The 15,754-nt window shown below is 65.8% G+C and carries 14 protein-coding genes; 12 read left to right on the top strand and 2 right to left on the bottom strand.

The genetic code is table 11. The features are described 5' to 3' along the window. Nucleotides 1-15 precede the first annotated feature (15 nt). From lpdA to BLM15_RS06545, 7 genes are all read left to right on the top strand, one after another. Complete coding sequence (gene lpdA / locus BLM15_RS06575; RefSeq protein ID WP_126111492.1) at nt 16-1,455, top strand: dihydrolipoyl dehydrogenase; 1,440 nt, start codon at nt 16-18, stop codon at nt 1,453-1,455. A gap of 73 nt (nt 1,456-1,528) precedes the next feature. After that, a complete protein-coding gene (locus BLM15_RS06570) occupies nt 1,529-1,777 on the top strand; it encodes a GlsB/YeaQ/YmgE family stress response membrane protein (RefSeq protein ID WP_126111490.1) in 249 nt (82 codons plus the stop codon). Between the two features lie 46 nt (nt 1,778-1,823). Further along, nucleotides 1,824-2,159 (top strand): GlsB/YeaQ/YmgE family stress response membrane protein, encoded by a 336-nt coding sequence (locus BLM15_RS06565; protein WP_126111488.1) that lies wholly within the window; start codon nt 1,824-1,826, stop codon nt 2,157-2,159. Nucleotides 2,160-2,231: 72 nt separating this feature from the next. Next, the gene (locus BLM15_RS06560; RefSeq protein WP_126111486.1) at nt 2,232-2,507 is read left to right on the top strand and encodes a GlsB/YeaQ/YmgE family stress response membrane protein; all 276 of its coding nucleotides are present in this window, start codon (nt 2,232-2,234) and stop codon (nt 2,505-2,507) included. Between the two features lie 97 nt (nt 2,508-2,604). Beyond that, complete coding sequence (lipA, locus tag BLM15_RS06555) at nt 2,605-3,603, top strand: lipoyl synthase (protein ID WP_126111484.1); 999 nt, start codon at nt 2,605-2,607, stop codon at nt 3,601-3,603. A gap of 14 nt (nt 3,604-3,617) precedes the next feature. Further along, a complete protein-coding gene (locus tag BLM15_RS06550) occupies nt 3,618-4,088 on the top strand; it encodes a type II toxin-antitoxin system RatA family toxin (RefSeq protein WP_126111482.1) in 471 nt (156 codons plus the stop codon). A 48-nt stretch (nt 4,089-4,136) separates the two neighbouring features. Next, the gene (locus BLM15_RS06545; protein ID WP_206438613.1) at nt 4,137-6,248 is read left to right on the top strand and encodes a fused MFS/spermidine synthase; all 2,112 of its coding nucleotides are present in this window, start codon (nt 4,137-4,139) and stop codon (nt 6,246-6,248) included. Between the two features lie 11 nt (nt 6,249-6,259). Here the strand turns inward: BLM15_RS06545 and BLM15_RS06540 are convergent, their stop codons facing one another. Next, entirely contained in the window at nt 6,260-6,757 is a 498-nt protein-coding gene (locus BLM15_RS06540) for a CinA family protein (RefSeq protein ID WP_126111480.1), read from the bottom strand. Between the two features lie 5 nt (nt 6,758-6,762). Further along, a complete protein-coding gene (locus BLM15_RS06535; RefSeq protein ID WP_126116086.1) occupies nt 6,763-7,953 on the bottom strand; it encodes a bifunctional 2-C-methyl-D-erythritol 4-phosphate cytidylyltransferase/2-C-methyl-D-erythritol 2,4-cyclodiphosphate synthase in 1,191 nt (396 codons plus the stop codon). Between the two features lie 185 nt (nt 7,954-8,138). Between BLM15_RS06535 and dusB the strand changes: the two genes are divergently transcribed. From dusB to ntrX, 5 genes are all read left to right on the top strand, one after another. Beyond that, nucleotides 8,139-9,161, top strand: coding sequence for a tRNA dihydrouridine synthase DusB (gene dusB / locus BLM15_RS06530; protein ID WP_126111478.1), 1,023 nt, complete (start codon nt 8,139-8,141; stop codon nt 9,159-9,161). A 108-nt stretch (nt 9,162-9,269) separates the two neighbouring features. Then, on the top strand, nt 9,270-10,322 hold the full coding sequence (locus tag BLM15_RS06525; protein ID WP_236846700.1) for a two-component system sensor histidine kinase NtrB: 1,053 nt from the start codon (nt 9,270-9,272) through the stop codon (nt 10,320-10,322). A 24-nt stretch (nt 10,323-10,346) separates the two neighbouring features. Further along, entirely contained in the window at nt 10,347-11,798 is a 1,452-nt protein-coding gene (gene ntrC / locus BLM15_RS06520; protein ID WP_126111476.1) for a nitrogen regulation protein NR(I), read from the top strand. 151 nt (nt 11,799-11,949) lie between these two features. Further along, nucleotides 11,950-14,199, top strand: a complete 2,250-nt coding sequence (locus BLM15_RS06515) for a sensor histidine kinase NtrY-like (protein ID WP_236846588.1) — start codon at nt 11,950-11,952, stop codon at nt 14,197-14,199. After that, a complete protein-coding gene (gene ntrX, locus BLM15_RS06510) occupies nt 14,196-15,563 on the top strand; it encodes a nitrogen assimilation response regulator NtrX (protein ID WP_126111474.1) in 1,368 nt (455 codons plus the stop codon). Before BLM15_RS06515 ends, ntrX begins: the two co-directional genes overlap by 4 nt. Nucleotides 15,564-15,754: the final 191 nt, after the last annotated feature.

Here is a 15,754-nt window from a genome sequence, read left to right as displayed (position 1 = left end):
GCCGAGGCATTTCCCATGGCTGACTACGACATCATCATCATCGGCTCCGGCCCCGGCGGCTATGTCGCGGCGATCCGCGCGGCGCAGCTCGGCTTCAAGACCGCCATCGTCGAGCGCGAGCATCTTGCCGGCATCTGCTCGAACTGGGGCTGCATCCCGACCAAGGCGCTGCTGCGCTCCGCCGAGATCCTGCATTACGGCCAGCACGCCAAGGACTACGGCCTGACGCTGGAGGGCACGTTCAAGGCCGATCTGGAAGCGGTGGTGAAGCGCTCGCGCGGCATCGCGGTCAGGATGAACAACGGCGTCCAGTTCCTGATGAAGAAGAACAAGGTCGACGTGATCTGGGGCGAGGCCAAGCTCACCAAGGCCAACACCATCGTGGTCGCCCCGACCAAGAAGCCGGCCATGCAGCCGCAGGGACCGGTGCCGAAGGGCGCGAAGGGCGAGGGCACCTACACCGCCGACCACATCATCGTCGCGACCGGCGCCCGCCCGCGCGCGCTGCCCGGACTGGAGCCGGACGGCAAGCTGATCTGGACCTATTTCGAGGCGCTGGTGCCGCCGACCATGCCGAAATCGCTGGTGGTGATGGGCTCGGGCGCGATCGGCATCGAGTTCGCCTCCTTCTACCGCACGCTCGGCGCCGAGGTGACGGTGGTCGAGATCATGCCGCAGGTCGTCCCCGTAGAGGACGCCGAGATCGGCGCCTTTGCGCGGAAAGCCTTCGAGAAGCAGGGCATGAAGATCATGACCTCGACCAAGGTCACCAAGGTCGAGAAGGGGGCCAATTCGGTCACCGCCCATGTCGAGGACGAGAAGGGCAACAAGCAGACGATCACCGCCGAGCGGATGATCTCGGCTGTCGGCGTCATCGCCAATGTCGAGAATCTCGGCCTGGAGGCGCTCGGCGTGAAGCTCGATCGCGGCGTGATCGCGATCGACGGGCTCTGCCGCACCAATGTGAAGGGCGTCTACGCGATCGGCGATGTCGCCGGCCCGCCGATGCTGGCGCACAAGGCCGAGCATGAGGCGGTGATCTGCGTCGAGGCAATCAAGGGCCTACATCCGCACCCGATGGACAAGAACATGATCCCGGGGTGCACTTATTGCCACCCGCAGATCGCCAGCGTCGGCCTGACCGAGGCCAAGGCCAAAGAAGCCGGTCATCAGCTCAAGGTCGGCCGCTTCAACTTCGTCGCCAACGGCAAGGCGGTGGCGCTCGGCGAAGACAATGGCATGGTCAAGACGATCTTCGACGCCAAGACCGGCAAGCTGCTCGGCGCCCATATGGTCGGCGCTGAGGTCACCGAGCTGATCCAGGGCTTCGTCGTCGCGATGAACCTCGAGACCACCGAGGAAGAGCTGATGCACACCATCTTCCCGCATCCGACCCTATCGGAGACGATGAAGGAGGCCGTGCTCGACGCCTATGGCAAGGTGCTGAACGCCTGAACGGGATCGGCGCGTTCATCCGCGCTTCAGCTCAAGGTTGCGATGACCTAGCGGCATAGCAGGGAGATCATCCATGGATTTGCGCGCAATCCTCGTCGCCATCGCCATCGGCGCCGTCGCCGGCTGGCTCGCTAGCATCGTTGTCGGTGGCGGCGGGCTAATCCGCTATATCATCACCGGCCTGATCGGTGCCTTCGTCGGCAGCTTCCTGCTGCAGGCGCTGGGAGTTAGCCTCGGCATCGGCAACCCGCTGGTCTCGCAGATCGTCACCGCGACGATCGGCGCGATCGTGGTGGTGTTCCTGGCCCGGTTGATCGCCTGATCTCCCGGCGCTGGTGTTCGGGGGCGGCTGAGGCCATATCCGGCCGATGACGCGCGCCCGCAAATCCGCCAAGCCCGATCGGATCGTCCCAGACGACAAGATCGAGATTCTGCCACCAGGAAGGAAGCTCGCGGTCGACTGGCCGAGGCTCCTGCCGCCGGTCGCATTCGGCACCGCCGCGGGCTTCATCGCCAGCCTGGTGGTTGGTGGCGGCGGTTTTCTGCGCCATGCCGTAGTCGGCCTGCTCGGCATGCTGGTCGGGCAGGGTATCGTGCGCGTCACCGGCTGGCGCGCGAGCACCGGCTATCGTTTTCTCGATTCGATGGCGATGGCGGTGATCGGCGCGATTCTGGTCGTGCTACTCGCCCGTTTCATCGCCTAGCGGAACCAGGGAGCGAACGGCGCGTTGTCGTTCGCGGCCGATTGGCCGGTCTTTGATGGCAGGGGGACTACCATGAACGATCAAATCTATGCCGCGCTCGGCACGCCGGGCTACGGCTTCTTCATGACGCTGCTGATCGGCATCATCGCCGGCTGGATCGCCGAGCGCGTCACCTCGTCCGACCACGGGCTCTTCACCAACATCATCGTCGGGGTCGCCGGCTCCTTCGTCGGCAGCCGCATCGCCGAACTCATGGATATCTCGATCTTCGGCTTCTGGCGCACCCTGATCGCGGCGGTCGCCGGCGCCTGTCTGCTGATCGTGGTCTGGCGCGCAGTGCGCAACTGAGCCGATCGCGCCGCGCGGGTTGCCCGAGCGGCGCTTCGGCATTAGCTAGACGGGAGTGGCCGCGCCCTGATGCGCGGCGCCAGTAACGGACCCGTCCATGGCCGTCGTGCTCGATCTTCTCAACCGCGATCCGCGCCCCAATGCCGGCAACCCGAAATCCGAGGTGAAGCCGGAGCTGCGCCATCCAGAAAAGCAGAAGCGGCCGGAGAACCCGATCCTGCGCAAGCCGGACTGGATCCGGGTCAAGGCGCCGGGCTCGCCGAAATGGGCCGAGACCCAGAAGATCGTGAAGGCCGAGAAGCTCGTCACCGTCTGCGAGGAGGCGGGCTGCCCCAATATCGGCGAGTGCTGGGAGAAGAAGCACGCCACCTTCATGATCATGGGCGACACCTGCACGCGCGCCTGTGCCTTCTGCAACGTCAAGACCGGCGTGCCCGAGGCGCTCGATCATGACGAGCCGCGCAAGGTCGCCGACGCTGTCGCCAAGCTCGGTCTCGAGCATGTCGTCATCACCTCGGTCGATCGCGACGATCTAAAGGACGGCGGCGCCGAGCATTTCGCCCGCGTCATCCGCGCCATCCGCGCGGCTTCGCCCAGCACGACGATCGAGATCCTGACGCCCGATTTCCTGCGCAAGCCCGGCGCGCTCGAAGTCGTCGTCGCGGCCAAGCCCGACGTCTTCAACCACAATCTCGAGACGGTCCCCGGCAAATACCTGACGGTGCGCCCCGGCGCGCGCTACTTCCACTCACTGCGGCTGCTGCAGCAGGTGAAGGAGCTCGACCCGACCATCTTCACCAAATCCGGCATCATGGTCGGCCTCGGCGAGGAGCGGAACGAGGTTCTGCAATTGATGGATGACCTGCGCTCCGCCGATGTCGACTTCATCACCATCGGTCAGTACCTGGCGCCCTCGCGCAAGCATCATCCGGTCGTGCGCTTCGTCACCCCCGACGAGTTCAAGAGCTTCGAGACCGTTGCCTATGTGAAGCGCTTCCTGATGGTGTCCTCGACGCCGCTAACACGCTCCTCGCACCATGCCGGCGAGGACTTCGCCAAGTTGCGGGCGGCGCGTGCGGCCAAGCTCGGTAGCTGATCGGCTCAACACACATGCCGATGTTCAACAATACCCGCCGGGTGAAGCACTCGCCCGCAGAGATGTATGCGCTCGTGGCGGATGTCGAAAACTATCCGCAATTCCTGCCGCTCTGCGAGGGGCTGACGGTTCGCCGGCGAACGCCGCGCGATGGCGGCGGCGAGGTGGTGCTCGCCGACATGACCGTCGGCTACAAGGCGATCCGCGAGACCTTCACCAGCCGCGTCACGCTGGACCCGACGAATTTGAAGATCCTGGTCGAATATGTCGACGGGCCATTCCGCTATCTGGAAAACCGCTGGAGCTTCAAGCCGCACGACAAGGGCTGCGAAATTGGCTTCTTCATCTCCTATGAGTTCGCCAGCCGAATGCTCGGCCTGCTGATGGGCGCGATGTTCGACAAGGCCTTCCACAAGTTCGCCGAAGCCTTCGAGAAGCGCGCCGATGCAATCTACGGGCGAAACAGCCCGGCCGCGCTCACCTAGTTTTAAGCTGTTCGCGTCATCGTCCCGCTGATCTGGCAGGGGGACGACATGGAATCTCCAATGGTATCGGCGCGCACCGGGATCGAGGCGCGTCGCTTGAGTGTCGTGCTGCCGATCTTCGCCGGTACGATCTTCCTCTCCGCCTTCCTGCTCTTCGGCACCCAGCCGATGTTCGCCAAGATGGTGCTACCCAAGCTCGGCGGCTCGCCTGCGGTCTGGTCGACCGCGATGGTCTTCTTCCAGGCCATGCTGCTGGCCGGCTACGCCTACGCGCATTGGCTGGTCAGCCGCTTCAGCGTGCGGCGCGCCGCGCTGATCCACATCACGTTGATGATAGCGGTGCTAGCGACTTCGTTGCCGATCGGCATCGCCGGAGGGTTCGAACGCCCGCCGCAAGAGGGCGAGTTCGCCTGGCTTCTGCTGCTCTTCACTGCTTCGGTCGGCTTGCCCTTCTTCGCGGTTGCCGCAAATGGCCCGTTGCTGCAGGCTTGGTTCGCGCGCACGGGGCATGCACATGCCCGCGACCCCTACTTCCTCTATGCCGCCTCCAACATCGGCAGCTTCCTCGCCTTGCTCGCCTACCCCTTCGCGGTCGAGCCAGCCCTGAAATTGGCGACACAGTCTTCGGCCTGGGCATGGGGGTTCGGCTTGCTGCTTGCCGGCATCACGGCCTGCGCCGGATTGTGCGTGGGATCGTCGGCGAGCGGGCGCGATGCGGCCCCACTGGTCGCCGAGCCCGTCCCGGCCAGCCGCAAGCTGCATTGGCTGTTCCTTGCCTTCGTGCCGTCCGGCTTGCTGGTCGCGGTGACCGCTCATATCTCGACAGATGTCGCCGCCGGCCCGCTGCTCTGGGTCGCCCCACTCGCGCTGTTTTTGCTGACCTTCGTCATCGTCTTCCAGCGCAGGCCGCTCCTGCGCCATGGCTGGATGCTGACTGGGCAGTTGCTGCTCATCCTCGGCTACATGGCCGCGACGGCGTTCAACCTGCACCTAGACTGGGGCGGTGAGCTCGTCCTTCACCTCGCTGTTCTGTTCGTTACGGCGATGGTCGCGCATGGCGAGCTCGCACGGTTGCGACCCTCGGCAGCGGGTCTGACGGGCTTCTACCTTTGGATGTCGCTCGGTGGCGTACTGGGCGGGGTATTCGCCGCATTGCTGGCACCGTTGCTGTTCAACTCGGTGGCCGAATATCCGCTTCTGGTCGTGGCCGGCATGCTCTGCCGCCCGGGCTTCACGTCGCACCGGCCATCACGCCTGCAAGGCGCAGCCCTTATCGGCCTCGCCATTTTCGGAATTGCCGCCCTGATCGCCCATGAGAGGTTCCGGACGGACATGGTCCGTTCGTTCTTCGGCGTGCATCGCGTCACCGAGACCCAGGATGGCCGCTTCCGTGTGCTCAGTCACGGCAGCACGATCCATGGCGCGCAGCGCCTGCGTCAGGACGACGGCACGCCGGTGTCGGGGCGTCCGGAGCCGCTGACCTACTACTTCGCCGGCACGGGCATCGTCGACGGGATCGACTCGGTCCGCCAGGCGAGAGGAGGCGCGCTTGCCGCGGTGGCAGCGATCGGCGTCGGCACGGGCACGCTTGCTTGCCAGGCGCGCGCCGGGGAGGATTGGCGCTTCTACGAGATCGACCAAGCCGTGATCCGGATCGCGACCGATCCGGCCCGCTTCACCTTCTTCAGTGCCTGTGCGCCCTCGACAACCTTCGTGATTGGAGATGCACGTCTGACACTCGGTGATGCGCAGGACGGCTCGCTCGATCTGATCGTCGTCGACGCTTTCTCTTCCGACGCGATCCCCGTCCACCTGCTCACAGGCGAGGCCTTGAAGCTCTATATGCGCAAGCTCAAGCCGAACGGCGCCGTGCTCCTGCATATCTCGAACCGGAACATGGAGCTCGCATCCGTGGTCAGAGCGACGGCAGCCGGACAGGGACTGACGACCTGGCTCAACGTTCCGGTTCATTCTGCAACCGATCAGCGAGTCATGAAGACGCCCCCGAACGTCGCACTTGTCATGCGGCCCGGCGTCGATCCCGGACCGATCGTGACCAGCGGCTGGCGCGAGCAGGTCGGCCCAGGGACGACCCGCGCCTGGAGCGACGACTATGCCGATGTCGTAGGAGCAATCTGGCGGCAGCTCTCGCCGAAATAGCGCCGCAGCGCCTACTCGATCGTCAGCGCCGCCTCGCGCAGCAGGTCGAGCGCCTCCAGCACGCTGAGGCGCCTGATCTCGTCGCGCCCCTGAGCGCCGAAACGCTTTTCGCGGTGCAGTGTCACTGCACCATTGGCGCAGGCGAAATGCACCAGTCCGACCGGCTTGGCCTCGTTGCCGCCGTCGGGGCCGGCGATGCCGGTGATCGAGACGGCGAGCCGCGACGACAATCGTTCCCGGCCGCCTTCCGCCATGGCGCGCGCGACCGGCTCGCTGACGGCGCCATGCTTGGTGATCAGCTCGGACGGAACGCCAGCCAGCACCATCTTAGCCTCGTTGGAATAAGTGACGAGGCCGCCGAGCACCATGCTGGACGAACCGGAGATCGCCGTCAGCGCGCCGGCGACGAGCCCACCTGTGCAGGATTCGACCGTGGCGATGGTGATCCCGCGCTCGCGTGAGATGTTCAGGAGCTCGGCGGCGAGCGAGCGGATGTCGAGGTCGAACATGTTCGTCACTCCGGCTCAGGCAGGCGGATCGTCGCGGTGGCGAGTGCGGCGAGGCCCTCACCACGGCCGGTGAAGCCGAGGCGTTCCGAGGTCGTCGCCTTGACGCCGACCTGGTCGATGCGCAAGCCCGCGATCTCTGCGATCCGAGCCCGGATCGCGTCGCGGTGCGGACCGACCTTCGGCCCCTCGCAGACGATCGTCAGATCGAGATGGTCGATGCGCCCGCCGCGCTGCCGGACGCGTTCCACCGCGAAGGCGAGGAAACGCTCCGACGAGGCCGCGCGCCATTGCGGATCGCTCGGCGGGAAATGGCTGCCGATATCGCCATCGGCCAAAGCCCCCAATACTGCATCGGTGAGCGCATGCAGGGCGACGTCGCCATCGGAATGAGCCGTGACGCCGCGGCTGTGCGGAATCCGTATGCCGCCGAGCCAGACATGATCGCCGTCGGCGAAAGCATGGACATCATAGCCTGTCCCCGCGCGCGTCACGAGCGGCCGGGCGAAACGCTGCTCGGCCTGCGCGAAGTCGCCTGGATAGGTCAGCTTCTGGTTCATCGGATCTCCCGCGAATGTCGCGACCCGGTGGCCGGCCCATTCCATGATGGCGGAATCGTCGGTGAAGCCGCTGGATCCGGCTGCGTGGGCAGCCCGGTGTGCAGCAAGCAGAGGCTGGAAGGCGAAGGCCTGCGGCGTCTGCACCGAGACGAGTTGCTCACGCGGCAGCGTCTCCTCGATCAACCCGACGGCATCGATACGCTTGACGGTGTCGGTGACAGCGAGCGCCGGGATCGCGGCGACATGTTGGGCACTAGCCGCCAGCGCTCGCTCGATCAGCGCGGCTGAAACGAAGGGACGAGCCGCGTCGTGCACGAGCACGCGGCCCGCGAAGCCGCCGGCGGCGAGCGCCTCCAACCCCGCGCGGACCGAATCCTGGCGAGTCTCACCGCCATCGACCGGTGCGGAGAGGCGAGAGCGTGCGCTCCCCGGAAGGTGTCCAATCGCCTCGTCATACCGTGGCCGATCGCCAGCGCCGATCACCACGAGCACGGTCTCGATCCGGCTCTCGGTCAGGAAGGGGGCGAGCGTGCGGCACAGAACCGGTATGCCGCCAAGCTGCCGATATTGCTTCGGAGCGTCCTCACCAGCGCGCAGGCCGCGTCCGGCGGCAACGATCAGGGCTGCGACGGCGGGCATCATCGATCCTATGGCTCCATCGATTTGGGTCTCGCTGATAGGACGGTGCAGCTCTGTCGCCAAGCCGCTAACGACGCCGCAAAGGCGCTGCCCGAGTCGTCGCACCCGCATCATGACGCTATTGCGATGCAACATGCTGCGAAATTCTCTTGCGCGACGCAGCATTTGTCCAATAAATCGGCAAAATGAAAGTTGCCTCAAATTCGGGCGAGCATGAGGTGCCGATCGGCGGATTGTTTCCGGCCTCGCGTGCCTTCCTGGCGCCAATGTCAGGCGTGACCGATCTGGCCATGCGCCGGATCGCCGCGCGCTTCGGCGCCGGCCTCGTCGTTTCTGAAATGGTTGCCTCCGACGAACTCGTCCGGGGCAACGAGGAAGCGCGGCTCCGGGCCGAGGGCGCGGGCGTGACGCCACATGTCGTCCAGCTCGCCGGCTGCGAGGCACGCTGGCTGGCGGAAGCTGCACAGATCGCCGAAGCGTCGGGCGCCGACATTGTCGACATCAACATGGGCTGCCCGGCGAAGAAGGTGGTCGGCGGCTGGGCAGGCTCGGCGCTGATGCGTGATCTCGATCACGCAATCGGGCTGGTCGAAGCGGTCGTAGCGGCGGTGAAGGTGCCGGTCACGGTCAAGATGCGGCTCGGCTGGGACGATGTCAGCCGCAACGCGCCTGAACTGGCGCGCCGTGCTACGACGGCGGGAGCCGCCGCGATCACGGTCCATGGCCGTACACGCCAGCAATTCTACAAGGGCCAGGCCAATTGGGCCGCGATCCGTCCGGTAAGGGCGGAGGGTAGATTCCCGCTGATCGCCAATGGCGATATCGCGACGTCCGCGCAGGCACAGCTCTGCCTGAAGGAATCGGGGGCCGATTACGTCATGATCGGGCGCGCCGCGCTCGGCCGACCCTGGCTGCCTGGCGCGATCGGCGCCGCGCTCGCCGGCCGCGAGCCGGCGAACATCCCGCTCACCGTCAAGCAAGATGTCGCACGCGAACATTACGAGAGCCTGCTCTCGCTGATGGGGCGCGAAAGCGGCGTCCGCCATGCCCGTAAGCACCTGGCCGCCTATGCCGACGAGGCACTCGCCTGCGGGCTGGAACCCGACGAAACCGCGCGCCGCGACTTGCTGACGACGAACGAGCCTGCGCGCGCCATCGCCGCTTTGGGGCGACTGTTCTCCACGGCCCCTCTCGGCGCTGCCGCCTGACCCCGGAAAGTCATGCCTATGACGATGGCGATGTTCAACGACGGCGCGGAGGGGCAGCACGATCCCTTGTACGACCTTCTCGAAGTCCAGGCGCTCAACGTCCTACCCATGCCAGTCCTGGTGATCGGGGAAGGGCACGGAATTCTTTATGCCAACACCGCCGCCGAAGACTTCTTCCAGGCCAGCACCCTCGTGCTGAAGCGCCAGCGCCTGGACGATCTCGTCGCCTTCGGCTCGCCGGTGCTGGGGCTGGTTGAGGAGGTTCAACGGCGCGGTGCCAGCGTCAGCGAGTACCGGGTCGAGCTGGCCTCGCCGCGGCTCGGCATCGACCGGGTGGTCGACGTTTTTGCCTCATTGCTGCCCAGCCAGCCAGATGCGGTGGTCCTTTTGCTGCAAGAACGGACAATTGCTGAAAAAATGGACAGGCAATTGACGCATCGGGGAGCAGCCCGCTCGATCACGGCGCTCGGTGCGATGCTGGCGCATGAAATCAAGAATCCGCTCTCCGGCATCCGCGGCGCGGCGCAATTGCTCGAATCCTCCGTCCAGGACGAGGATCGGCTGCTGACGCAATTGATCTGCGACGAGGCCGACCGGATCGTGAAGCTTGTCGAGCGGGTAGAGCTGTTCGGCGACGAACGCCCGAGCGAACGCGGACCGGTCAACGTCCATGACGTGCTCGACCATGTGAAGCGGCTGGCTCAGTCCGGCTTCGCGCGGCACATCCGCTTCAGCGAGATCTACGACCCGTCGCTGCCGCCGGTCGCAGGCAACCGCGACCAGCTGGTCCAGGTCCTGCTCAATCTGGTTAAGAACGCAGCCGAGGCGATCGGCAACGACGCGATCGACGGCGAGATCACGCTCACCACCGCCTATCGTCCCGGCATCCGCATGCAGGCGCCCGGTTCCAGCGCCCGGCTTGCCCTGCCGCTGGAAATCGGCATTCGCGACAACGGCCCCGGCGTGCCGCCCGACCTGCATCAGTACCTGTTCGATCCCTTCGTCACCACCAAGGCGCAGGGAAGTGGCCTTGGACTTGCACTCGTCGCCAAGGTGATCGGCGATCACGGCGGAATCGTCGAATGCGAGTCCGCGCCGCGACGCACGACATTCCGAATTCGATTGCCCCTGCACGAGGCCAAGCCGGCCCAGGCAGGGTGAGAGCGAGCAGGACATAGGAACCGCATGCCGACGGGTAACATTCTCATCGCCGACGACGACGCCGCGATCCGCACCGTCCTCAACCAGGCGCTCGCCCGCGCCGGCTACGAGGTGCGCACCACGGGTCAGGCGGCGACCCTCTGGACCTGGGCCGCGCAAGGCCTGGGTGATCTCATCATCACCGATGTCGTGATGCCGGACGGCAACGCCTTCGACCTCCTGCCGCGCATCAAGCGGGTCCGGCCCGAGCTGCCGATCATCGTGATGAGCGCGCAGAACACCTTCATGACCGCGATCAAAGCCTCGGAACGCGGTGCTTACGAATACCTGCCGAAGCCTTTCGACCTGAAGGAGCTCGTCGCGATCGTCGGCCGTGCGCTGTCGCGTCCGCGCGGTGACGCGCCGCGCAGCCAGGCCGCCGAGCCCGACGACATCCCGCTGGTCGGCCGCTCGCCGGCGATGCAGGACGTCTATCGTGCCCTGGCGCGGCTGATGCCGATCGACCTGACGGTGATGATCAATGGCGAGTCAGGCACCGGCAAGGAACTCGTCGCCCGCGCCCTGCACGACTACGGCAAGCGCCGCAACGGACCGTTCGTCGCCATCAACATGGCAGCTATCCCGAAGGACCTGATCGAATCGGAACTGTTCGGTCATGAGAAGGGCGCCTTCACCGGCGCGCTGACGCGCTCGTCCGGCCGCTTCGAGCAGGCCGAGGGCGGCACGCTCTTCCTCGACGAGATCGGCGACATGCCGATGGAGGCGCAGACAAGGCTGCTGCGCGTACTCCAGCAGGGCGAGTACACCACGGTCGGCGGGCGCACCCCGATCAAGACCAATGTCCGCATTGTCGCCGCGACCAACAAGGATTTGCGCATCTCGATCGCGCATGGCCTGTTCCGCGAGGACCTGTTCTTCCGCCTCAATGTCGTGCCGATCCGACTGCCGCCGCTGCGCGAGCGTGTCGAGGACCTGCCCGATCTCGTTCGCCATTTCTTCGCGCTGGTCGAGAAGGAGGGGCTGACGCGCAAGCAGATCGATTCGGAAGCGATGGATGTGCTGCGGCGTTACCGCTGGCCGGGCAATGTCCGCGAACTCGAGAATCTGGTGCGGCGTCTGGCCGCGCTCTATCCGCAGGACACGATCACAGGCCCCATTATCGAGGCTGAGCTGCAGCCGGCAACCGGGGGCCCGATGCAGATCGGGAGCAGCAGCGCGCCGGAGCGGGCCGAGACATTGTCCGGCTCGGTCGAGCGCCATCTCACTCAGTATTTCGGCGGTTTCGGCGACCAGATCCCTCCACCGGGGCTCTATCATCGCATCCTGCGGGAGGTCGAGCCGCCGCTGATCGCGGCCGCGCTGGCGGCGACGCGCGGCAACCAAATTCGCGCGGCTGAGTTGCTGGGACTTAATCGCAACACCTTGCGCAAGAAGATCCGCGAACTCGACATGCAGGTGGTGCGCTCGCCACGCTGACAACAAGGCACTGTGGCTGCCTTGCATCTGTCATATTTTGACAACACCGTTGCGGCGGCGCATCAGTGCGCCCTGCGACGGCTTCCATGACGGGAGCTGTCGGCAACGGAGCTTCGACATCGTCTTGACAGCCTCGACCGGCGACATGCGCATGACGCCCCGATCCGAAGACCCGCCCAGGCGGGTTTCGGGCTGGCTCGGCGCGCTCGTCGTCGGCTTCGCCCTGATCTCGGCGCTCACGACCTTCCTCGTGCTTTCTGGCGCAACACCCGTCGCGCCAGTCCATGAGGTCGTGGTCGGCGTCTTCGTCATCAACGGGCTGCTGATCCTGCTGTTGCTGATCATCGTCGCCTTCGAGGCGGCGGTGCTGATCCGCGCGAGGCGCAAGGGCGTGGCTGCAGCCGGTCTGCACGTGCGGATCGTCAGTCTGTTCAGCATCGTCGCGGCGCTGCCGGCTGTGCTCGTCGCCGTAATCGCGACCGCGACGCTGGAGCGCGGCCTCGAGCCCTGGTTCTCGGATCGCATGCGCGACGTGATCTTCAAATCCGTCGAAGTCGCCGACGCCTATACCACCGGGCAATGCCGCTCGCTCGGCCGAGAGATCCGGCTGCTCTCGGACGATCTGGGGCGAGCGAAAACGGCTTACGACGCCGATCGGCGCTGGTTCGAGAGCTTCCTGACTGCGCGTGCCACGGCACTCGGCCTGCCGGTCGTCTGGATCATGAAGCCGCCGGATACCATCGTTGTCCGTGCCAATATCGACGTGCTGCGGGACGCCAGCAAGCCGAATGCCGACGCTTTCGAAGATGCCCAGAGCTCACCGGAACCGATCTGCGTGCTCCCGTCGGCGGGGCGGGTCTTCGGCGCTCTTATGAAGCTGCCGAGCTATGACGGCGCCTTCCTCTATGTCGCCCGCGAGGTCGATCCGCTCGCGGTCGAGTTCCCGGCGGTCGCCCGCGGCGCAGCAGTCGAGTACCTCGGCATCGACGCCCGGCGTAAAGGCGTGCAGATCGCCTTCGCCTCGATGTACGCGCTGATCTCCGTAATCCTGCTGCTCTCGGCGATCTGGCTCGGTCTCAACTTCGCCAACGGCCTCGTCGCGCCGATCCGGCGGATGATCCATGCCACCGATCAGGTTTCCAGCGGCAATTTCTATGTCCAGGTGCCGATAAGACGCGCGGAAGGCGATCTCGCCCATCTTGGCGAGACCTTCAACAAGATGACGGCCGAGCTGCGCCGTCAGCGCGACGGCCTCGTTACTGCAAGCGAAGTGATCGACCGGCGGCGCCGGTTCACCGAGACGGTCCTCTCCGGCGTCTCCTCCGGTGTCCTCGGCATAGACGAAGACGGACACGTCACCATCAGCAACCGCTCATCCGAAACCTTGCTCGGAGCCGGCGGCCGCCTGCTCGGTGAGCCGGTGGCGCGGGTCGTTCCGGAGATCGCCGCGTTCGTGTCCGAAGCGCTGACCGGCCGGCAGCGCCTGAGCTCTACCCAGGTCGCGATCACCCGCAGTGGTCGCGAGCGCTTGGTCAACATCCGGGCCACACGTGAAGGCGAGGGGGCCGGTGCCGGCCTCGTGGTAACGCTCGACGACATTACTGACCTCGTCTCGGCGCAGCGCACTGCCGCCTGGGCCGACGTGGCGCGCCGCATTGCCCATGAGATCAAGAACCCACTGACGCCAATCCAGCTCTCGGCCGAGCGTATCCGCCGCAAGTTCGGCCGCGTCATCGTCGACGACAAGGACATCTTCGACCAGTGCACCGCCACCATCGTGCGGCAGGTCGAGGATATTCGCCGCATGGTCGACGAGTTCTCCTCCTTTGCACGGATGCCCAAGCCTTCGCCGGCCCGGGACGACATCGTCGAGACGGCCCGACAGGTCATCTTCCTGATGCGGGTCGGCAATCCCGAGATCGACATGTCCGACAACCTGCCCGATGCTCCGGTCCTGGCGCATTTCGATCGGCGCCTGATCTCGCAGGCTCTCACCAACGTCATCAAGAATGCGACCGAGGCGGTCGAGGCCGTGCCGGCCGATGAGCGCGGCAAGGGCCGGATCGAGATCGGCTTCGAACGGACGCAGGACGGCCGGATCGTCATCGACATCCTCGACAACGGCAAGGGCCTGCCGGCCGACCAGCGCCAGAAGCTGCTCGAGCCCTATATGACCACGCGCGACGGCGGCACCGGGCTCGGCCTCGCCATCGTCGGCAAGATTCTCGAAGACCATGGCGGCGGTATCGAGCTGCTCGACCGCCCGGATGGCGCCCGCGGCGCCAGGATCCGGCTCTGGTTTGTCGAGACCGGACCGCCACCGGCCGGCGAAGACAGACCAGAGACGGGCAATAGGACGGCGGATAACGCCACACGACAAGTGAACGGGACGAAAGCATGAGTGCTGACATTCTCGTCGTCGACGACGAGGTCGATATTCGCGAGCTGGTTGCCGGCCTCCTGGAGGACGAGGGCTATCGTACGCGCAAAGCCGGCTCCGCCGACGAGGCGCTGGCTGCGATCGCGGCGCGGCGGCCCAACCTCGTCTTCCTGGATATCTGGCTGCAGGGCAGCCGGCTCGATGGGTTGCAGGTGCTCCAGCTGATCAAGGAAAGCCACCCCGATCTGGCGGTGGTGATGATCTCCGGGCACGGCAACATCGAGACGGCCGTCTCGGCGATCAAGAGCGGCGCCTATGACTTCATCGAGAAGCCGTTCAAGGCTGACCGGCTGGTGCTGGTCGCCGAGCGCGCGCTCGAGGCTTCGCGGCTGCGACGCGAGGTACGCGAGCTGAAGACCCGTTCAGTCCAGGCGAGCCGGATCGTCGGTCGCTCGACCGCGGTCAACCAGCTGCGCCAGACGCTTGAGCGCGTCGCGCCGACCAATGCGCGCGTGCTGATCACCGGCGAGCCGGGCTGCGGCAAGGAATTGACCGCGCGCACGCTGCACGAGGCCTCGACCCGCTCGTCCGGGCCGTTCGTCGTGATCAACGCGGCGACGATCACGCCCGAGACGATGGAGGAGGAGCTCTTCGGCGTCGAGGGTGGCGATGGGCGCTCGCGCCGGGTCGGCGCGCTCGAGGAGGCCCATGGCGGCACGCTCTACATCGACGAGATCGGCGATATGCCGCGCGAAACGCAGAACCGCATCCTGCGCGTTCTGGTCGACCAGAATTTCCAGCGCGTCGGCGGCGCGACCCGGGTCCATGTCGACGTCCGGATCATCTCGTCGAGCAGCCGAGACCTCCTCAAGCTGATCGCCGACGGCCAGCTGCGCGAGGATCTATATCATCGGCTCGGCGTGGTGCCGATCCGCGTGCCCGCTTTGTCGGAGCGGCGCGAGGACGTGCCCGAGCTGATCGAGTTCTTCATGGACCAGATCTCGGTCGGGGCCGGTCTGCCCAAGCGCCGGATCGGCGGCGACGCGATGGCGATCCTGCAATCGCACGAATGGCCGGGCAATATTCGCGAGCTGCGCAATAACGTCGAACGGTTGATGATTCTGACCAAGGGCGATCCCACGGCGGAGATCACGATTGACATGCTGCCGGCCGAGGTCGGGGCCATGGTGCCGACGACGCCGTCCGGCTCCGGCGGCGAGAAGCTGATGAGCCTGCCACTGCGCGACGCTCGCGAGATCTTCGAGCGCGAATATCTGATGGCGCAGATCGCCCGCTTCTCCGGCAACATCTCGCGTACGGCGGAGTTCATCGGCATGGAGCGTTCAGCCCTTCACCGTAAGCTCAAATCGCTGGGGGTGGGCTGACCCTCGACCGTTGTGTTGCACTGCACGCAGGGCGGCAGGTTGAATTTCGCGCCTCGCAACCCTTGCGCGTTCTCGCCGGGTGACGATCTAATGGAGCGTCGGTGTCCCGAACGCCCGGCGATTGGCGCCGAAGCCTAACGGGACGATCTGGATCGCATGCGCAAGCCGATTGCGATCCCAACAACAGGGGC

It is taken from the genome of Bosea sp. Tri-49 (genome assembly GCF_003952665.1).
Lineage (GTDB): Bacteria > Pseudomonadota > Alphaproteobacteria > Rhizobiales > Beijerinckiaceae > Allobosea.
The sequence above is the reverse complement of the archived record's forward strand: the minus strand, read 5'-3'. Positions and strand labels throughout refer to the sequence as shown.